This window comes from Paenibacillus alginolyticus DSM 5050 = NBRC 15375 (assembly GCF_000422905.1).
In the GTDB taxonomy this organism is placed as follows: Bacteria; Bacillota; Bacilli; order Paenibacillales; family NBRC-103111; genus Paenibacillus_E; species Paenibacillus_E alginolyticus.
On record NZ_AUGY01000051.1, the window covers coordinates 24,867 to 45,673 of the forward strand.

Below are 20,807 nucleotides of genomic sequence, written 5' to 3' on the forward strand. Positions count from 1 at the left end.
TATGATGGATGATATTCTTATTTCAACTAGAGGTGTGAGATTTATGGAAACGATTATGAAGCCGGAGGGCTTCCAAGAGGAATTGCTTCATGTCATGCCCGAATATATTGTGAAAGAATTAGAGCAATCGGAATTGACCAAGCACCTATATATCAGCGATATCGGCGTATTTCCGCGAGCCCAGTACCATTATCGGGAACGTTCCGACGGCTGCAACGCCCATATTGTTATCTATTGCACAGATGGCGAAGGATGGATCGAGCTTGAAAATCGGAAGCCACTGCAATTAACCGCACGGCATTTGACCGTAATACCTGCAGGCATTCCGCACCGTTACGGGGCATCTTCCCATTTACCCTGGAGTATTCACTGGTTTCATTTACACGGTGATCATGCCGCTCCATTATTCAAAATGTACAATTTGTACGAAGGCTCCATTTATCTTCCGCATAGCATTAACACCAAGTTTCTGACGGAATTCGAACACTGCTATGAATTGCTTTCGAACAAGGCATATTCCATGGCGATACAAGTACATGTTTCTAATGTGTTTCGGGAGCTTTTGAGCGATATTGGCATGAGTTCAGCGGGGTCTTCGCAAGACAAAAAAAGGGAGAACTTTATGGAAAGCGCCATCCAGTACATGAACGACCATTTGGAGGTTTCCATTACACTCTCCGATCTAGCCAAGCATACTGGGGTATCGAAACAGCATTTGATTTTTTTATTCAAGAAGGAAACCGGCTTTCCGCCAGTGGAGTACTTTTTACGTCTCAAAATACAAAAAGCGAGCCAAATGCTCGACCTGACCGCCCTCACGATCAAGGAAATCGGAAGCGCGATCGGCATATCCGATGCCTACTACTTCTCCAGACTTTTTAAGAAAATGATGGGAGTTTCCCCAACCGAATATCGCAAAATTCCGAAAGGGTAGCGATGATTCACCTAAGAATAGACCCTGCATAATTGTGCACGAAATAGTCGGATGGATACATGCAATTCTTGCTATTCTTTGGATAAAGGAGGTCAGATAAATGGATTTGCTTACAAACATGAATGGTGCTTTAAGGTACATTGAAGATAATCTTGCAAACGATATTGATTTTAAAGAAGTAGCAAGATGCGCTTTCTGTTCTGAATACCATTTTAAAAGGATGTTCTCCTTCCTTGCAGGTATTTCGCTGTCCGAATACATCCGCCGGAGACGCCTTACTCTTGCAGCATTTGAGCTTAAAGCCAGCAAGGTAAAGGTAATTGATGTAGCTGTGAAATACGGGTATAACTCATCCGATTCTTTTGCAAGAGCTTTTCAAAGTTTGCATGGCATAACACCGTCAGAAGCCAGAAATAATGGCCATTCACTTAAAGCCTACCCACCAATGACCTTCCAGTTATCCATCAAAGGAGGAAATGAAATGATCTACCGAATTGAGGAAAAAGAGGCATTTCGCATTGTTGGCATTAAGATACGAATTCCTATCCAATTCAACGGGGTAAATCCGGAGATTGCTTCTATGTGGAAAAGTTTAGATGGCGAAACGATCAATAACCTTAAAAATCTTTCTAATGTCGAGCCTATGGGACTACTTAGTGCATCTACAAACTTTTCTGAGGGCAGGATGGAGGAAAAAGGGAAGCTCGATCACTATATTGGCGTCGCAACAACGACGGAGTGTCCAGATCACCTAACACAGCTTGATGTATCTGCCTCAACATGGGCTGTATTCGAAGCAATCGGACCCTTCCCTGATACACTGCAAAATGTATGGGGACGCATTTATTCCGAATGGTTTCCATCCTCAAACTATGAAGCCATAGAAGGTCCAGAAATCCTGTGGAATGAGAACAAAGATGTAACCTCACCAACTTTTAAAAGTGAAATATGGATACCGATTTTGAAAAAGTAATACGAAGTTTCATAAATAAATGTAAAACGGAGCCCGCAAATTCGCGTGACTCCGTTTATTTTGTGCCCCCTACTATTCAATTATAAGTGCATATACAATACCTGGACCATGAACTCCGATGGTTAAATCATTCTCAATATCAGCGGAACGACTGGGACCAGAGATAAAATGAATACCTGCGGGCATGTCCGCCATTTCCAAATCATCGAAAGGCCGCAGCACTTCACCCAAACTTGTCTTTAGTCGTTCCACAGGAATGATAGCGATAAGCGTTGTGAGCAGCAAGCTGACACTTCTTCCCCTAGTCGGGGCTGAAGTAATAACAAGCGAACCTGTATAAGCAATTGCATGCTCAGCCGCTATAACACCAATCCCCAGGAAAATCCAATTTCACTCCGTATCTAGCCAACAGCTGAACCATGGATTCACCGACAACTGGATATACAAGGTCGCTTAAACATGTGATGAATAAAGAAACTTTCATAAGATCTCTGCCTGCTCTAATGAGAAATGAAGCTTGATTTCCTTCTGAGCATCCTTTCTAATCCATTGCGCGAGACGATAGTTGCCATTTCGATTCGGCATCAACCCAGGAAGAAGCTCAAGTTCGACATCGCCAGTTTCACCTTCAGGCTGAATAGCATAGATGGCATTCGAATACAAGACGAAAAGCTTATTCCCATCCACACGGATGACCGTCTCATCGGTTCCGTTCGTCACGAGCACCGGAACCGTTACACCAATTGCGGATAATTCCGTATCCTCTGCAGCCTCCACCGACCATGCCGTTGTCACGCCATCGTGTGCAATGCGATAAGATTCTGTGATCGCCGCTACACCCTCGATGCCAGGCCTTGGCATCAAATCACCGATAGCTCGTAAAATAGCTGGGTGTTGATCCTCATCCGGTGAACGCAAATCCATGTCGTTTATTAGCTGAAGTCCCGTAGACTCGTAGCGTAGTTTGAAAGATAGCGCATCGCCATTTTCCTCCCCACTTTCAAGCAAAGCATGCCAATGCAGCTTTTCAGGATGGGTTGGCGCCCCGTCCTCATTCAAGGAATGAAACGTTTCGTGCTTTCTTCTGCCATAGTTAGCTAACCTGTGCCACGTACCGTGTGCATCCCTCCATGTCAAGCCAATAGCTGCTGGCGTATGGGGACGCGGAATGATTTGTTTGGCCACAAAATAATTCAAGTAAATATTGCCGTTGAGCCCACCAATCCCCATCGAGAGCGCCGTTTCCTCTAGATAATCTGCTTTATGGAGCCGCACCCAGCCAGTTGCGTCATGACCCATTTGCGCTGCCGTATCCATCATGAGGTGATAACCACCTTGCTGAGGTCTCGAAGTGGCATAGATACGATTGAAGGATTTAATTGGCACTACATATCCGCCCAAATCGGCCGGTGTTGCCTTTTCGGAAATGCTATCGTCAGCACTTTCAAAGCACGAAGCAGCAATTTGAGCAGCATACAAGCTGTATGTCGAATAATAGGCATAGAACTCCCAACCGTTTCGTAGCCCGCTATCAAACCTATTTTTCAACAACCGAAATTGGGTGGGATCCTCTATCCAGCGCAGAATGGATTGTAGTGCTTTGCGTGCAGCTCGTTTAAATATACCTGCCCATTCTTGATCTCCTTCTTTAGCATAAAGCGAGGCTTCCCGTTCACATAGATTGGCAAAGGTCAGTTCATTCCAAATAATCTGGTTACTCCTGCCTCCGCAGCTCGTTCCCCCGGTGGTAGACTGCATAAACAGCATCGTTTGGGCACCTTTGCGAAGCTGCTTTTCTAGAAATGTCTTCCATTCGCCGTTATATCCAGCATCTATTAACCCGCTAAGCTGTTGACGCGCAGCCAAATCATAGGCGACCGGAATATTCGGATCGCGGTATAGCCCTTCACGCGTAAAACGCGGCATTTGCGGTTTCAAATACTTATCAATGAAAGCCATAGAGTCCGTGAACCCTTCATTTAGCCTCATCATTTCGCCATGCATGGCATAAGTAGCCCAGTTACGGATGGTACGAATATCTGGAAAACTTCGAACCGTTTGGCAATACGTTACCTCAGGCTCAACGTTGGACAAACTCGCTTTCCAGCTATCGCTCCGCTCCTTATCTACAATCGGCGCCAAAAGCTGATACGCCCGAACCAGCATGTGCGTCGTGAAATCGGCATGATCGTCAGGGACTTTATTCTCCCCCAAACAGGTACTAGCCCAATCCATCGCGAGTAAAATCTGATTTTTGAGATCCTTGCAGCGATCATTTGCAAGTAGAATAGCTCCGGCTTTTACAAATACAGCGGTTGCATATTCGTGCTCTTTCCCATCGTCTGGATCCAGAATCCCCCCGTATTCACTTAAACATGGGGCGAATTGACGAACTCGCGCTTCGGAAAAGTCCAAATATTTGTCACGATTTAACCCGGTTTCTTCAAGATCATCTAACTTGCCTTTTTGTTTAAACGCGTCGATATCTTGCTGAATAGGGTTTACCCCGGATAAGCTTTCTAAATAGTCCAGTTCGTTTGCTGTAAACATGCTGTACCTCCGATTATATGTCCTGTCAACCGGTTGTTGTTACATTAAACACTCCATTTTACGCCACAGCCGCTGCCCTTCTGGTGCTTCTTCCCATAGCTCGAAATGCGGCAGCATCACCTCATGCCAATTGTCCGGAGAATGCTTGGTTGCTAATAATCCTTGGCGTTTCCTTGTGCTGACTCTAGATGGTAACTCATGATAGGAGAATAACAACCTGCCAATAGAGCCAATCAAATAAGTTGAATTAAAGCTGTCTGGTGACTCTTCCTGCTTCTGATAATGATAATAGATATAGCTCGAAACCTTATCTGGTTTCAATCTTGCTATTGAGCCTACTCGCTCCTCGACCGATCGGCTGCCGTTCCAGAAATCCGTGTTTTCTGGCAACCCGTCGTGAAAAACGTCTATCATTGGGATCGCAAGCCTGTGCAGCGTCCCACTAGAATTGACGTCAAGATCAGGTTCGGTTGGCCACTTCTCTAAGTATCGCTCAAAAGATATCGGCCAATCCCAGATTGGAACACTCTGATCACCTGATACCTCGGCATACACACAAACGTATAGATCACAAGAAAACACGGAGACATTCGATAGCCCTAACGCTGCCCATTCTTCACGAAGCGCGTTTGCATCTTCTTTAACGATTTGCTGAAATTCGCTTACTATCCCTTTGCGAAGTTGAGAGTAGTAGAGGAGTCTATGTATCATGCTTCGCTATCCCCAATCCTCAAATAAAATGCCCTGGCATTGTGAATGCGTACGCTTGCACGCGCCATGTCGTTCCACTCTTCAGGCAGCAGTTGCTCGAATAATTGAACAACATCGTTATAGGTACCTGCCATCAAAGCTACCGGCCAATCACTACCAAACATGATGCGATTTGGCCCAAATCGTTCCGCAGTGTGACGGATATAAGGTGCTAACAGATGTGGATTCATTCCGCCAGCCGGTGTGATCATACCCGACCATTTACAATACAAATTAGGAAATGCGGATAACTCACCGATGTATGCCGACCAAGGCTCGATTTCACCAGTACGAATAGGCGGACCGCCTAGATGGTTAATAACCGCCTTTAAGTTAGGTACGGACTTTAAGCATTTAATTACGGTTGGCATATTTTCCGGTCCGATCAGCAGGTCGATGGGAAAAGCATCTTCCTCCAATAGACGAAGATGCTTTAGCAAGCGATCCGACACTTGCTCTGTGTTCGGCACGAAGACGGAACGGTCCAGCCTAATCCCAACGAATTGTGGGTTGTTACGTAAACGACTATATTCGTCAGCGAATGAATCTGCAAAAGGATCAAGCCAACCAACAACACCGAGGATTCGCTCATTTTTACCTGCTAGCTCAAGTAAATATTCCGTCTCAGCAATTGTCGGTGCCGCCTGTACGGCGATAATTCCTCGTAAAGCATTAGCATCTTCAAGACCAAACAGATCTGATGGCACATAATTTTGGTAAAGAACTGGATTGCTAGGTGTAAGCCAATGATAATCGCCACGCTCCAGCTTCCAGAAGTGGACATGGCTATCGAGATAGGCATGGCTAACATTTCTAGTAAATGATTGACGAATAGATGTCATGGATTACATACTCTCCTCATTCTTACTCCCTATACTTGGTTACGACCTCGGATAAGTTTCGCCGTTCCTCCTGCCACTTCTGCACTCCATGGCGTCTCATAGGTCGGTTGATTCACGTAGCGTTTCATATGAAGCTTCAATTGAATTCCTGCTCCTGGAGCAAGTGTAACCGGTAACCATTTGCCATCGAGCTCTCCATCGCCAACCTTCTGACCACTTTGATTAAAGCTCTCCATATAAGTAAACTGGTGCTCACCGAAACTGCCCGCTTGTACGATCAACTCACGTTCTTTGAACGCTGATAGGTTCACAAGTGTTAGGGTTACAAACTCATCACCCAGCGCTTCTACCAAAGCACCGATGTCCTCTGGAAGGCCGCATCGTTTACGGTCTGCGTCGAAATAACGTACTCTCGCATGCTGTAACCCGCCATGGGAGATGTGCATAGGGGCGCCTAGCATCATTTGCAGTAATCCTTCAAAATAGACAGGCGAATATTCCTGCCACTCATGAATACTGTAGGGATGATCCCAATCCCAGCTGGTTGGATCTCCCTTAGGAGAGCGAAGCTTTTCCAATTGGTTAGCGATTAGATCCAGATTTTGCTGTAAAATACGCTCTGGATAGTCAGGGAATTGACCTCGCATATATAAATACCATGGCACCGTATTTGCAATATAATGCTTGGTTTCCTTACGAGTTACAGGATTTCTGCCAGAAATAGTGGGCATATCGATCAATCGGAAATGATCTTCATAGGGAATCCGGTCTACACGTGCCGCATCTTCCTCAGCCATCGAGATCGTCCATAAATAAATGGGGTAGGTTGGAACTTGGATTCGGTAGTCCGTCCACCCGGCATCAAAATGCTTATTCGGAACGTGCCATTTCCCATTGATTTCTTTACCTAGATCCCAGTTTCGGTCCAATTGCGAACGTGCCAAATCTAATTTGCTCCTATCACCAGAAAGGAGCACAGCGTTCATGCCAGCATTGGTTAGCGGTTCAATGATGGACATGAAACCGTGCGGCCAACGGTAGCCGTAGTAACCACCCCACCATTTGCCATCGTTGTACTCACCAATGATATCGTTTAATCCAACGTTGTCTGGAATTAACCCGCCGTTACGAAGCGTACGCTCTTCCCAAGCGTTCAAATAGTCTAATACCCACTGCCGATAGGATTCATCGCCCGTGTACATAAACGCATTCGTGATCAACCCCGTTGCGTTCAAATTCAGCGGGACATCTCCCTTAGCTTTCCGTTCATTCATTCTGCTTATGATTTCTCCGTAAATGGCATCGTCTGACCACTTACACTTACCGCTGGCGAAGTCAACACCAGGAATATCCTCGAATGGTGCCAAATAATCATCGAGCACACCTCGATGTGTTACCCAGTCCTCTTCCGTCATTTGGAAGCGTGGTCCCTTACTCCCCGTAATTGGCGAGCGCATCAGCTTTCGTTCTGCATCATAGTTCGGTATTTCCGGATTCTTACCGGTATATAGCTCGGCAAACTTGACTGCTCGCTGACTATTCTTTAGCAAATGCGGATCGGACAAGCCAAGGAAATAGAGAAATAAGGAGCCCTCGCCATGGTGCATCCAGTCATAGTAAGCATCAAATTCGTTATGAATCTGACCATATTCCGTCCATTGCCAAGTAATCGCATCATACATAAGGCGGGACAAGCGTAGAATCTCCTCATTGCCCCCGAGTACGTAAAGGAGGGATAAATTCATGAACGCCTCATAAGGATCATCCGAGCCATCCATACCTGGCCACTCGTCTCTCCATACGATCGTTCCGTCCTCCCGCGTATAGCGACGCACATATTCCACCGCGGCCTCGTTCAGTGTATCGATTAACTTCCGCTCCGTGAGCGCCCAAGTTGGCGCTGTCCAGGATTCCCGCGCATAGATGGCAGCGCTTGTGGTTTTGTTAGTTGGTGTCATTGGATGCTTCCTCCTACCAGAACGTGTCATGTACGCCGCGCAGCTTGCAGACTGCTTCTGCGAAGAAATAGTCGCCATAGATCATTGGGTTGTTAACATGTGCTTGTTTCGGACGGTTGGCAGTTCCCATCCGTAGAATCGCTTCCTCGTTCGGATCATCCCAAGCTGTGTATTTTTCATTTAATTTAAAAATCAGCTTCTCAGCAGCACTTCGATATAGCTCAGACTCGCTCTTCGGCACCAATAAACTCAACTCCAGCATGCCGCTGGCTGCGCAAGCTGACGCGCTTGAGTCCATTGCCATTCCTTCTTCCCAAGGGGCTCGGAAATCCCATGGCGGTAAACCATCTTCAGGAACATTGGCCAGGAAAAAATGCGCTGCCCGTTTGGCTGCATCGATATAGCGTTGATCTCCCGTGTAGCGAGCGCTAAGTGCCATGCCATATAACGCCCACGCGGTACCGCGCGACCATGCTGAATCCGGCGAGTAGCCTTGTCCCCCCAGCGCTTCTTGTCTCTCTCCAGTCTCAGGATCGAAGCACACAATATGGTGAGAAGAGCCATCCGGACGAAGAAATTCACGCAACGTCGTATCCGCATGAAGAGCCGCCACGTGTTTAAAACGTGGATCGCCAGATTCCTCACTAGCCCAATATAGCAGCGGCAGATTCATCATGCAGTCAATGATCGCCCAACCAACCCGCTCCGGCTGGTTCCAGGCGCGAATAAACTGGCCTCTCGCATTGTAACGCCCAACCAGATGACTGGCTGCCGTCATGGCCCGCCGTTTCGAAATTTCACCACCAAGCAGCTTGTACTGCGCCACGGAAGATAAGCTCCACATAAAGCCTACGTCATGATGCAGCGGGTAAAAGTCGGTAAGTACCGGGTCCATTAAGGCCTCGATCTGTGCAGCTGTATCTTTGAGTTCTTCAACCTTATTCTCACGATACACCAGCCACATCAAGCCCGGCCAGAACCCATTCGTCCACCAATCTGCTTCCTCACTTTTATATTTTCCATTATATGATATATATGGAAAATCATCGCCAGTGGACTGGCTCATTCGTTCCACTTTGCCGATGATTTTATCCCAAACTTCGTCTACCCACGGTGCACGCGATGCATCCGTTTCAATGCTTGCATTTACGTTAGACATTCTTCAACATCCCCCTATTACCATGTTATTGGCTGACCTGGAAATAAAGTAAGCAGCCGATCCAATTCATCCTGAGGTAAGCCAACTCCATCACTATAGCTTGCATTAAGGGCAAGTGAGCGTAACGAAGTCGTTCCAGTTAATGTTACTGTAATGTCCGGACTAGAAAGGCTAAACCGCATAGCAGGCTCAATCAACCCTTTGGGTTCCGACTTACGAAGGAAGGCTATCTCTTGGATTCGACGCTGCGCTTCGGTAAACATGGGTGAATCCTGATTCATAAATGGCGCTGGAGCCTCAGCAAGCAGGCCCATTCCGAGAACGCTTCCATTAATGACAGAAACGCCATGCTCTCTGGCCGTCGGTAAAAGTTCATCCATGGCCGAATAGTCGATGAGCATATAACGACAGAACGTCTGCACGGAGTCGATATGTCCTGACCGAATAAAAGGCAGCAGCAGCGATGGATTAAAAGCATTTACTCCTATGGCTCGTACCTTTCCCTGCTCCTTCAGCTTCAGAAAGGCGGGAATGGTTTCTTTCATACCTATTTCCGAGTTTGAATCACTAAGTTCGTGCATTTGAATGAGATCCAAATAATCCGTCCCTAGGCGCTTAAGACTGTCCTCAACAGAACGAATCGTATTGTCGTACGTATAAGGCTCACCCCGCATAACAGCCTTACTCGCAAGAAATACTTGATCCCTTTTGCCATGAAGCGCTTTCCCAATTCGGCGTTCGCTTTCTCCTCTTCCATATAACGGTGCTGTATCGATAAAGTTGATCCCGAGCTCCAAGGCCTGATCGATCACCTCTGTTACTTGCTCATCTGTGACTGGACCGTAATCCCCGCCAAGCGGAGCGCCCCCGAGACCTAGCTTCGAAACCCGAACTCCCGTTTTGCCAAATGTAGTATATTCCACTATGTTCACATCCTTATTTTTTTCGTAAGAGATACCCCTATTATATTGCACAAACTCAGCTTTTAGTTTTGCTGGTTGACACCGAAATGTTGTTATTTTGCACAACCTTACAATTAGCACCAAAAATAATGTTCATAATAGCAGGATTACATGATAAAAAAGCAAGATAATTACTTCATCCTATTTAAAATTCAACTTACACTAAAGATTGTGAGATGGATGTCACTTACCATCCCATTACTTCTAGATAAGGGGTGAGAAACATGAACAATCAATTAGAAGTTCAAATGTCATGGTGGGCGATGGATAATCTGGATGTTTTTGAAGGAAACACATTGTCTGACGAAGAGAAGATAGCCTTGATCGCTAGCAATGGTTATGACGGTATTAATGGATTCCTTCCTTCACCCGAGAAAGCTGATCATTGGAAGCATCTATTAGACAAATATCACCTTTCGTTCAGTGTAAACGCTTACCCAAAATCGGTTGAGGATTTGGCTGATTTCCTAGAAAGAGCAAGAGCCTTTGGTGGTATTGGATTTATTAATGCACAAGTCATGCAACCGTTCATGACGGGAGAATCTGCCATTCAGCTCTTAAAGGGCATACAGCAACTGTCAAAGGATGCAGGAATTCCTGTTTTCGTTGAAACACATAGGGGCACGATTACCCAAGATTTGATACGTGCCGTTGAATACGTTAGAGAACTAAAGTCTCTGCCTTTAACAATTGACTTTTCCCATTATATCGTAGCTGGGGAAATGCATACGGTTTCTCAAGAAGCGGACGAGCTACTGCTTGCATTACTTTCGAACACTTCTAGCATACACACACGAATATCGAACGGAGAGCAGATACAGATTGACCCAGGCGAAGATCAAAATCATCCTATGTTCTCCCATTTTAAGAAATGGTGGCAATTGGGAATGACAAATTGGCAGCTTCAGGCTAATACAAATGATGTTTTCCCGGTCGTAATTGAACTAGGTCCTCCCCCTTATGCAATAACAACGAATGAAGCAAGCGGGAGGAACAAAGAGATTAGTGACCGATGGCAGCAGTCTCTGTATTTAAAACGTGTAGTAAAAGAACTTTGGAGCACGATCACACCCTAATTTTGAAGTAAAAATTGATAAAAGGAGTTCTTGTTTTTCGTTAACCATGTGACGTGCCGTTATTGGAGTGTACAGTTAAAAGTTTGGTACGAGTGCAGGTAGATTATCAAGAATATGTTCACAGGTGGGTGAACATTAATTATTTGGCTACTTGGCAGAAAGAGCGGCTATATTGGAGAATCGATACGAAATGGACGGTTGAGCGGTTTAAGATATGGGACTGGTTGGGCGTGGTTTTCGGAATCCGAAAACTTATACGTTCTTATGGTTAAAAAAGAGCTGCCGAAGCAGCTCTTCCCTCTAAAAAATCAACTTAAAAATCTTCGACTCAGCCGGCTCCAAGCGAACGCTGATGTCTCCTGACGACTGATGGGCGGTTTTCTCCCAAAGATCATGCAGCTCGTACGTCGCATTTTGGGGCAGACCCAAACGCTCAAAGGCTATACGTTTCTCAACGGTTTCATCTTGATTATAGTTAAAAACGGCTATGTAGCAGTCGTCTTCTGATATTAAGAAAAACACATCATCAGACGCAGCATCGGTATTACCCTCAAGCGGAATAAAGCTTTTTCCTGTCTGTGCAATTTTCAACAGCTCCGGTCGGGCCAACCAGTCCTCTGCTCTGGTCCTTGCTTCCTCTTTACGGAAATCGTCACCCATGAGAAGAACTGTTCCAGCAATAAGGGAGGCGTTTAAACGACTCCTACCTTCCTGCGGCATCGTCGGTTCTTGGTTAAAACTCTTATACAGAACGGTATGGTCAGGGTCATTGAAAGGATAAATAGTCCCATTCATCCACCAACCATATGTGAGTGAATTCAACATGTACTCCGTATCTTTCAGTGTACCGAAAGCATCACAAGAGATGCGCCTGCTATGGGCGTATTGATGTGGAAACATTGGCGCGATGGACAAGTTGATAAAGAATGGACGTCCGATAACCTTGGGATCAAGCCTATTCTTGATCAACGCCATGCCAAGGTTGTAAGCTTGAAGCCCTGTACGCACTTCCTTATTGAAGTGCACGCCTTCCAAAGCACCGTGTCCAAGGAAGTCGAGTTTAATGTACTCGAAGCCCCACCTGACAAAACGTTCAAGATGCCACTCCGTCCGCATTAGATTGCCAGGGTGCGAAGGGTCAATCGCAAATCCGCCGTCCAAATCGGGTAAAATTTGCCCCTGCTCATCGCGTAGCAGGAGATCTCGGTACGTATACTTGCCGTCCGTGCCTTCCACAACCCGATCGAAATCGTTCCCCCAAAAGGCAAACGGTGTCCAATAAATGCCAGGCTTTTGGCCATTGTCACGAACGTGACGAACGGCGTCTTCGAGCTGTTCCTGCGTTAGATTCGTCCAGAAGGAATCAAAATTTATATAGACCGTCCCCTGATGATGAAACCCGCCATCGCGCAAGCTCTTTAAGAAGTCCGACGTATGAGTGTAAAGCTCGTAGTCGAGCTCTCCCCCTGCCGCCGACCAGCTATTCCATCCGAACGGAACGCCAAGTTCCCATTGGAGAGGCGGAGCTATTACAGCATTGGCCTTTCCGTATTCCTCCAGTCCGGTCCTGTAATCCGCATACATGCCCACAAAGATACGGGGTGAAGCAATCCTTTTGCCGATCAGCGTACCGTGAGGAATCGTATCGCGTGTATACTCGCCTGCTGCTCCACCGTATACCTCAAGCTGGTAAACAGCCGCTCCTTCGTGTCCGACTACTTTCAAACCCGTTTTCCAAGTATCATGTGTAACCGAACCAACTACTAGCCCTTTTCTCGATACAGGTTCGAAAATAGCCGTTACCTCATAGCTTTCAAGCTGATTCGGCATGGCGGTTGATTCGTAACGTACCCACTTGTCGTTATCGAAAGGCACCAACAACGCGCGCAGTTCCTCTGCCGCCATTTCCAAAGCTGATGTTCCCTTAACTGCATTCACCGTTAATGGCGAAATATAGTTGGTCTCCAATGCTTCCGATTCGCCTTCCAACTCGACTTGAACGAAAAAGTATGGCACTTTTTCATACAGCCAAAACGTCTGCGTCATAACCGGAAGCGACTCACCTGAATGAATCACAGAGAAACGGCAGCCCGTGCCGAAATCATCACGGATCATTTGAGCGCCTCCAGCGGCCAGTTTGTGCTCCGAATATTCGGTCGAAGCAACGTATTTGCCTCCTTCGACTCCTCCAATCCGCGCTGTGCTGTAAGCACCGTTCAAGCGACCGCCGGTGAACCATTCGTAATTGGTTAATCCGCTCGTCAGATCGACGATAATTCGGCATAACCCATTTTCTCCAACCACTTGCCCATTAAACTCTCGAAAGATCACCGTATTAGATGTCATCATTATCCTGCTCCCTTCATGCCTTTTAAATGAAGAAGGAAGCCGGAACAGTGCCTCGGCTTCCTGATCTGATCATCTCTTATTTCCAAAGATCCAAACGTTTCTTGTAGTTGTCGTTAATGATTTTCTCTACCTTCTCGTCACCTGCCGCCTTCATATCGGCAAGCATTTTATCGAACAGAGCGGATGCATCCGTATCGGTCTTGGAGATAATTACTTTCGTAATCGTTTGGCTCATAATATCTGAAACCTTCTGGCTGACGAGCGCATCCGGGGTGCCGCCGGCAGGGCCGAGGTTATCATATACCGTTGTATCCCACGTCGAATCGGACAAGTTCTTCAGCGCCATTTGGTCGATCTCGCCGCGCTGGTAACGGACCGGCATATCGTACACCGTACCGTCGGAGCCTTTGCCGCTCTTGATGAACCAAGTCCATTTGCGAATACCGGTTTTCTTCACGTAGTTATCCCAGTCGTCTTTAAAGCCTTGGAGCACTTCCGGACGCGGCACATGCTTGCCGTCCTTCATATCCCAGTGCACGCCCTCTATGCCCCACATGAGCAGATATTGACCTTCTTCGCTAGCCAAGAAATCGATGAGCTTCATTGTTCTTTCTGGATTTTTGTTCGTCTTCGTGATCGCAATCGCATCCCAACCGAGCGTGCTACTCGGCCCTAATGTCGTCTTGGCCGGATCAACTCCTGGTCCTACAAGCTTATAAGAGTACAGCTGCTTTTCAGGTCCGCCTGCCTTCTTGAGCACGCCGTTAGAAGTCCCGAGATCCCAGTAAGCACCTGGCGTTGCAAATACGAGCCCATTAGAAATCTTTTGCTCCCACGTTTGCTTCTTATTGACCGGCCATTCCGGATCGATCAAGCCCTCACGGTACAGCTTGTTCAAGTACAACAGCATGTCCTTGTATTTCGGGTCCTTCACATCGTACTTCAGCGTTCCGTTATCTTCAAAGAAGGACTTCATCCCCCACATGCCTTTGAATGTTCCGAGCACAGCGCCGATATTTTCACCATTGAAAGTCATCGGAAATACGTCTTTGCCGTCCGCTTTGCCAAACTTTGCTTTGAAGTCCTTCAGCAGCGCTTCGAATTCATCTGCTGAGAACGGCTTTCCGCCTTCAACTTTGTCCGGAGCAAGCTGTTTAAGCCAATCCATGCGCATATTCATGCCGAATACGGGTTCGTTCCCAGGGCCGTACCAGTTAGAAAGATAGTAGTTTTTCCCGTCGGTGTACCGTGTCTTTTTCAGAGTGTCCCCGTACATTTTCTTCACATTGGGACCATATTTCGCAATCAGATCATCCAGCGGAATAATCGCCCCTGCAGCGATGTACTTGTTGACGATATCTCCCCCGCGGTCCATTAGCACAATATCCGGTAGATCGCTGCTGGCGAGCATCAGATTCAACTTTTCTGAAGGATTGCCCGTTGGTTGCTGAATTTCAATCGTAACGCCTGTCCGTTTCGTAATTTCCTTGGCAACCTCGTTCGTGAAGGCATCACCTGTATTTTTATCAAAGAACGTCATTTTAATAGGAGTCATATCGTTAGCTTTGCTATCGGTTGTAGCAGCCGGCTTATCGCTTGGCGAAGCCGTATTTTCCTTCGTAGAGCAACCGGCGATGACGGAACCCATAAGAACCGTTGAAAGCAACACCTTGAACGTTTTCTTGGTCGTGAACATGGCATACATTCCCCCTTGACTAATTGTATGGATAACAGCTGATTGCATTGCTTGATGTGATTTCGTCCTATCCGCTGTGGATTGTGCTCCTACCACCGCCTTTCAAGAATGAGAATACTGGACTAGGATTTAACTGCTCCCACGGTCATGCCTTTGACAAAATACTTTTGCAGGAACGGATACACAATGACAATAGGCAGCGTTGCGACGATCGTTGCAGCCATGCGGATCGAATCCGACGATACGGAGAGTCGTTTGGCAGAATTCGCCATCTGCTGCGCATCTGACACCATATTTGACGTCTGATACTGATTCAAAATTTTGACGAGAACGGCCTGCAGCGTCTTAAGTTCAGGCTTATAGGTGAATACATAGGAATCGAACCAAGAATTCCAATGGCCGATCGCCGTAAACAACCCAATCGTAGCAAGTACCGGAGTCGTCAGCGGCAATACGATCTTGATGAAAATTTGCAGATCGTTCGCGCCGTCCATCTTTGCAGATTCATCTAATTCCCCAGGAAGTTGCTGAATAAATGTACGTACCAATATCATAAAAAACACATTCATAAGACCTGGCGCAATATACACCCAGAAGGTATCTATCAGGTGAAGACTCTTTAAGATCATATAGTAAGGGATTAAGCCGCCGCCGAAATACATCGTAAAGATGAAGAAAAGTGTGATGAACTTCCCGCCGACCAAATCACGCTTGCTGAGCGGGTAAGAAAGCAGACTGATTACCAGAACGGCGAGGGGTGTGCCGATCAGTGTGCGTGCTAATGTCACTTTGACCCCATTGAGGATTTCTTGATCGGATAATATTTGCGTATAGCTTGTAAAGGAAAACTCCCTCGGCCAGAAATAAATGCCACCACGGATCGTATCATCTGCACTGTTTACAGACAGCACGAGAATGTTCCAGAAGGGGTAGAACGTTGCGATAAATACCAGAAGGAGGAACACATAAACGAACCCGGCGAAGACGATATCGCCACGCGATCTTGTTCTCATTAATACCCACCCTTTCCTATCTTTTCGTTTTAGAACAAAGATTGTTGATTCATTCGCTTGGACAATGTATTAACGCTGATAACCAAAATGAAGGCAATGACCGATTTGAACAACCCAACCGCAGCGCCATAAGAGAACATGCCGTTCTGCAGTCCGTATCGGTATGTATAGGTATCGATGACGTCCGAATATTTCAAGATGGTGTTGTTTTGCAACAAATACTGCTGATCGAAACCTGCGTTCAAGATACCGCCAATTGACAAAATAGCCAGAATTACGATCGTTGGGCGTAAAGACGGAAGTGTGACGTGAAACATTTGGCGCAATCGGCTGGCACCGTCAACTCTTGCTGCTTCATATAGTTCGGGATTAATAGCGGCAATTGCAGCCAAATACATGATTGCGTTAAATCCCATATCCTTCCACATATTGGAGACAGCAATGATCCCCCAGAAGTAACGGCCATTTTGGAAAAATTGTACCGGTTCCTCCGTGATGTGCAAAAGCATCAGTAATTTGTTGATCAGCCCCTGCGAGGATAGCAGCGTTATGATGATGTTTGCCGCTATGACCCAAGATATAAAGTGAGGCAGATACGATACCGTTTGTACCACTTTTTTGAATAAGCCGCTCTTCACCTCATTGATCATTAAGGCCAGCACAATCGGAGCCGGAAATCCAATCAACAGCGATAAGAAGCTTTGCGCAATCGTATTGCGCATGATGATATAAAAATCACCACTGGTAAAGAAGTATCGAAACCACTCGAAACCGACAAACTTGCTCGCAAAAAATTGGTGGATAAAGGAACCTCCGCCGGGCGAGTAGTTGATGAACGCCATGTACAAACCGAACATCGGACCATAGGAAAATAAGATGGTAGAGATGAAGGCGGGCAGGATCATTAAGTATAAATATTTTTGTCCTTTCATCCTTCTGAGTCGCGCTTCCATATGTATAACCCGCCTTTTCCAGGCTGCGGCGGCTGATGCCGCTCAGTCACAACCATAATCATTTTGTATATTCTCATTATAGGAATGAGCAGTAAACAATTCTATACAAGCATTTTCAGAAACATATTCCAAATGAACGATCCTTTTGCGAAGTCATTGTTTATTTGAGGTATACGTTTTACAATAAAATTGGTTATATCAAGCGTCCGGAAAGGTGGCAGCGCTTTCAATGTACAGTATACTGCTTGTAGACGATGAAAAAATGGAACTCGAAATGCTAGCCGATTACGTTCGTTGGGGAGACATGGGTATTCGTGTCGCTGGAACAGCGAAGAACGGCAGAGAAGCGCTACAGCGCATGGAAGAGCTTCGTCCCGATATCATATTAACGGACGTCCGTATGCCGATTATGGATGGACTGGAATTCAGCAGAAGGGCCAAACAGATCAATCGCAATGTCCAGATCGTATTCCTAAGCGGTCACGATGAGTTTCAATATATTAAAGCGGCACTTTCCGTCGAAGCAATCGGCTATTTGTTAAAGCCCCTCGACATGGGGGAACTTCAGCATTTAATGGAGAAAGTCAAACAGAAATGCGAGGAATTCCGGATTTCTTCCCAAACCTCGGAAGTACTAAAGGAAACCTATCTGAGGGAGCTGATCTCGGAAAGCAGTCCCCTGGTTAGATCACAATGGATTGAGAAATTGTTACTGCTTCCATCCATGATGCCTTCTAACGGTTTTTATCAAATTTTATATTTAACGGTTGACCCTGTCAGCCATTATGGTGTAGAGATCGTGACAACTATCCGCAATTTCGCGCTGACGGAAATACCTCGTTCCTTTCTCTGTCAAATCAAAGAAGGAACCTTCGTTCTTCTCTATCACAAGCTTGATACTCCGTCGATAGAGCTTAGCCATGCAGCGGAGCAGCTGATTCGGTATGTCAACGACAGAAACGACGCCATCATTTCCATCGGTGTATCCGACGTTGGCATGGGCCTCGAAAGCTTATACGATTTATGCGCAGGCGCTAAACGAGCGAATGAAAGCAAATTTTATTTCGGCTTGGGATTGTGTACAAAGGCCGATCAAGCCGTCGATCCGGCCTACATAGAAGTGAACCCTGAGCCGGCAATTGCCTCACTTTGTCATGCCATTTCCCACCTGCAGGAATCTGCAGCTATTACCGTGATTCAAGACTTCTTTGACACTATGCGCACCTCGAAGGTCGACAGGGATCTGGTATGCTCAAGCTCTTTGCGCCTTATTACGGCCATAGAGCAACATTTTGCCCATTTAATCGGGGATGACTCCGTCAATTCGATGTATGTCGACGATTGGAAGCGTATCGCCAATTATTCAACCATAAATGAAATCGAAGATCACATTCTGGATGTCTGTCGTGCCATCCTCTCCCTTATGAAGGAAAAGAACAAGGACAAGAATCTTCATATTATTCATCAAATCGCTAGTCTCATCGACCGCAGCTTCAGCAGACAATTGACCATTGAGGATATCGCTAAACAGGTGTATCTGTCACCCAATTACGTGCGAACCATTTTTAAGGACAAAACTGGAGAAACGATATTGGAATATTTGACACGTGTTCGCATCCATCATGCTGCTGAACTGTTGAAAGACAAATCCAAAAAAATCCATGAGATCGCTGCATCCGTTGGCTACGAAAACGTTTCTTATTTTTGCTCTGTGTTTCAGAAGTTCAAAGGAACGACACCCAACGAATACCGGAAAAAACTTTTATGATACAAGGACGATTGCCCATGCCACTCCGGTTTGTAGTCAAAACGTTTCTTAACCTAAGTTTGCGCAGCAAGCTGTTCGCCGTCTTTTGTATCGTTTCGATCTTACCGTTGTTGTTTTTTGTGAAATATTCTTATGATACGACGACTCGGGAGCTAACCAGACAAATCTATACCAACATGATTGCAACGACAGATCAAATTAACGCCAATTTGGAAACGAAGCTGGATTCCTATTCGCAAATATCCGCATCCATTTATTTGGATAATACGCTGCGCCTGCTGCTGACCAAAGATTACACCGAAAACAGTACAGATTACCTGGATTCGTACATTTATTTCAATAATGTAATTAATAATGTACTGGCCACGAATCCCGACATTCGGGCGGTATCCATCTACACGAGCAATACGACATTTCCTGCGGACAGCGTATATATTAAGCGAATTGATGATGCGGCAAAATCAACCAATTGGTACGAGTCGATCGCCCACTCTTACGGAAATGTGACTTACAGCGTATCCTCATCTTCGGCTGTCACAGAACCTGTCTTCAAGCTGGCACGTTTGCTCAATAACAATAGCCTTAACTTTCCTTACGGAATTCTAACGTTCGATATCGCCGAAGCCGACATTTATCGGCTCATGGAAAAGGAAGATAAGCAAAAAGATATTTATATCGTTAACGAAAACGGAAATATCTTATCTAACCGCAACAAAGCGCTTCTGAACCAAAATATCGGCACATTGATCCCCGGTACTTTCGGCGAGAACAACTCAGGAAGTTTCGACAGCATGTACAACGGCGAGAAATCACTCGTCGTTTACAACACAATCAAGAATGGCTGGAAAACGATTTCCGTCATCCCCTACAAGAGCTTTATTACGAACGCTCAAATCACCTCGAAGCGAATTCTAATCTTGGCTTTGAGCAGTATAGCGATCTCCGTTGTTTTGATTTATATCACCGCACGGTTCTTCACCAAACGGATCGAGTCTCTGCTTCAAGTCATCCGGCGGATTGAAAGGGAAGATTTTAATACCAATATGACGTTTATGGGGAATGACGAAATCGGCCAATTATCCTTTGCCTTCAAAAAAATGACAGGTCGCCTGAAAGAACTGATCAATGAGGTCTACAAGAAGGAAATATCGAAGAAAGAAGCGGAAATGAACATGCTGCAAGCCCAAATTAATCCGCATTTTTTATATAACACGTTGGCGTCCATCTCCGCATTAGCCGTTAAGCACAGAGATAACACCATTAATGAAATGGTTTCACACCTTGCCAAGTTTTATCGGATCTCCTTAAATAAAGGAAAAATGATATTGCCCATTAGTGAAGAAATCAAACTCACCAAGTATTATATTGCCATCCAACAGCACCGGTTCGAGGGACTGCTTCGACTCCATTATGCGATTGACGATTCTGTACTCGTCTATCAGACGGTCAAGCTGGCATTACAGCCATTTGTCGAAAATGCGATCAATCATGCTGTTTGGGACGATGAAGTAGGAATTAATATCATCATCAAGGTGTACAAAGATGATCGCGATATTTATCTCGAAGTGATCGACGACGGGATGGGCATGCGGACGGAAACACTGGAACGTGCTCTGAATAAAACCGACAACGTCTCGGGGTATGGGATCACCAATGTGGACCAGCGGATCAAATTAGCCTTTGGCGATGAATACGGTGTTACGCTTTATAGTAAATTCGGCATCGGGACGAAGGCGCAAATTCGAATTCCGCTGCATGGTATTAGTTCATAGGTATGATTTGAAAATAAATGGCTTACGCCGTCCGCTACCACGATAGCCTCTC

Annotated in this window: 15 protein-coding genes and 2 pseudogenes; 5 read left to right on the forward strand and 12 right to left on the reverse strand. The window is 45.9% G+C overall.

What is annotated here, in order from left to right; translation table 11 throughout:
- The first annotated feature begins 43 nt into the window (after positions 1 to 43).
- Both G519_RS0122060 and G519_RS0122065 read left to right on the forward strand, forming a co-directional pair.
- A complete protein-coding gene (locus G519_RS0122060; RefSeq protein ID WP_029196557.1) occupies positions 44 to 934 on the forward strand; it encodes an AraC family transcriptional regulator in 891 nt (296 codons plus the stop codon).
- 100 nt (positions 935 to 1,034) lie between these two features.
- Positions 1,035 to 1,907 carry an AraC family transcriptional regulator gene (locus tag G519_RS0122065; protein WP_029196558.1) on the forward strand — a complete coding sequence of 291 codons (873 nt, stop codon included), beginning with the start codon at positions 1,035 to 1,037 and terminating at the stop codon, positions 1,905 to 1,907.
- Positions 1,908 to 1,979: 72 nt separating this feature from the next.
- Here G519_RS0122065 and G519_RS43975 read toward each other — a convergent pair.
- From G519_RS43975 to G519_RS43985, 8 genes and pseudogenes are all read right to left on the reverse strand, one after another.
- Positions 1,980 to 2,276: pseudogene (locus G519_RS43975) on the reverse strand (LutC/YkgG family protein); the annotation flags it as partial.
- Between the two features lie 7 nt (positions 2,277 to 2,283).
- Positions 2,284 to 2,391 (reverse strand): annotated as a pseudogene (locus G519_RS50385) (Fe-S oxidoreductase); the annotation flags it as partial.
- Positions 2,388 to 4,457 (reverse strand): hypothetical protein, encoded by a 2,070-nt coding sequence (locus G519_RS0122080; RefSeq protein ID WP_029196560.1) that lies wholly within the window; start codon positions 4,455 to 4,457, stop codon positions 2,388 to 2,390. The gene G519_RS0122080 and the pseudogene G519_RS50385, both read right to left, overlap by 4 nt.
- A 39-nt stretch (positions 4,458 to 4,496) precedes the next feature.
- On the reverse strand, positions 4,497 to 5,168 hold the full coding sequence (locus tag G519_RS47725; protein WP_051253574.1) for a hypothetical protein: 672 nt from the start codon (positions 5,166 to 5,168) through the stop codon (positions 4,497 to 4,499).
- A complete protein-coding gene (locus tag G519_RS0122090) occupies positions 5,165 to 6,049 on the reverse strand; it encodes an amidohydrolase family protein (RefSeq protein ID WP_051253575.1) in 885 nt (294 codons plus the stop codon). Before G519_RS0122090 ends, G519_RS47725 begins: the two co-directional genes overlap by 4 nt.
- A 29-nt stretch (positions 6,050 to 6,078) precedes the next feature.
- Positions 6,079 to 8,007, reverse strand: a complete 1,929-nt coding sequence (locus tag G519_RS0122095; protein WP_029196562.1) for a hypothetical protein — start codon at positions 8,005 to 8,007, stop codon at positions 6,079 to 6,081.
- A gap of 13 nt (positions 8,008 to 8,020) precedes the next feature.
- Positions 8,021 to 9,166, reverse strand: coding sequence for a glycoside hydrolase family 88 protein (locus tag G519_RS0122100; protein WP_036633581.1), 1,146 nt, complete (start codon positions 9,164 to 9,166; stop codon positions 8,021 to 8,023).
- Between the two features lie 17 nt (positions 9,167 to 9,183).
- Entirely contained in the window at positions 9,184 to 10,089 is a 906-nt protein-coding gene (locus tag G519_RS43985) for an aldo/keto reductase (RefSeq protein WP_051253576.1), read from the reverse strand.
- Positions 10,090 to 10,352: 263 nt separating this feature from the next.
- Between G519_RS43985 and G519_RS0122115 the strand changes: the two genes are divergently transcribed.
- Complete coding sequence (locus tag G519_RS0122115; protein ID WP_036633583.1) at positions 10,353 to 11,204, forward strand: sugar phosphate isomerase/epimerase family protein; 852 nt, start codon at positions 10,353 to 10,355, stop codon at positions 11,202 to 11,204.
- Positions 11,205 to 11,504: 300 nt separating this feature from the next.
- Here G519_RS0122115 and G519_RS43990 read toward each other — a convergent pair whose 3' ends face one another.
- From G519_RS43990 to G519_RS0122135, 4 genes are all read right to left on the reverse strand, one after another.
- The gene (locus tag G519_RS43990; protein WP_036633584.1) at positions 11,505 to 13,553 is read right to left on the reverse strand and encodes an alpha-galactosidase; all 2,049 of its coding nucleotides are present in this window, start codon (positions 13,551 to 13,553) and stop codon (positions 11,505 to 11,507) included.
- 76 nt (positions 13,554 to 13,629) lie between these two features.
- Positions 13,630 to 15,249: an extracellular solute-binding protein gene (locus G519_RS0122125; protein WP_029196565.1), complete on the reverse strand. Its 1,620-nt coding sequence runs from the start codon at positions 15,247 to 15,249 to the stop codon at positions 13,630 to 13,632.
- 122 nt (positions 15,250 to 15,371) lie between these two features.
- The gene (locus G519_RS0122130; protein ID WP_036633586.1) at positions 15,372 to 16,262 is read right to left on the reverse strand and encodes a carbohydrate ABC transporter permease; all 891 of its coding nucleotides are present in this window, start codon (positions 16,260 to 16,262) and stop codon (positions 15,372 to 15,374) included.
- Between the two features lie 29 nt (positions 16,263 to 16,291).
- Positions 16,292 to 17,215, reverse strand: a complete 924-nt coding sequence (locus tag G519_RS0122135) for an ABC transporter permease (protein WP_036633587.1) — start codon at positions 17,213 to 17,215, stop codon at positions 16,292 to 16,294.
- Between the two features lie 229 nt (positions 17,216 to 17,444).
- Here G519_RS0122135 and G519_RS0122140 point away from each other — a divergent pair, with 229 nt between their 5' ends.
- Together G519_RS0122140 and G519_RS0122145 are read left to right on the forward strand one after the other, a co-directional pair.
- Positions 17,445 to 18,983 carry a response regulator transcription factor gene (locus G519_RS0122140; protein ID WP_029196568.1) on the forward strand — a complete coding sequence of 513 codons (1,539 nt, stop codon included), beginning with the start codon at positions 17,445 to 17,447 and terminating at the stop codon, positions 18,981 to 18,983.
- A 17-nt stretch (positions 18,984 to 19,000) separates the two neighbouring features.
- Positions 19,001 to 20,755: a sensor histidine kinase gene (locus tag G519_RS0122145; protein WP_036633594.1), complete on the forward strand. Its 1,755-nt coding sequence runs from the start codon at positions 19,001 to 19,003 to the stop codon at positions 20,753 to 20,755.
- The last annotated feature ends 52 nt before the right edge of the window (positions 20,756 to 20,807 follow it).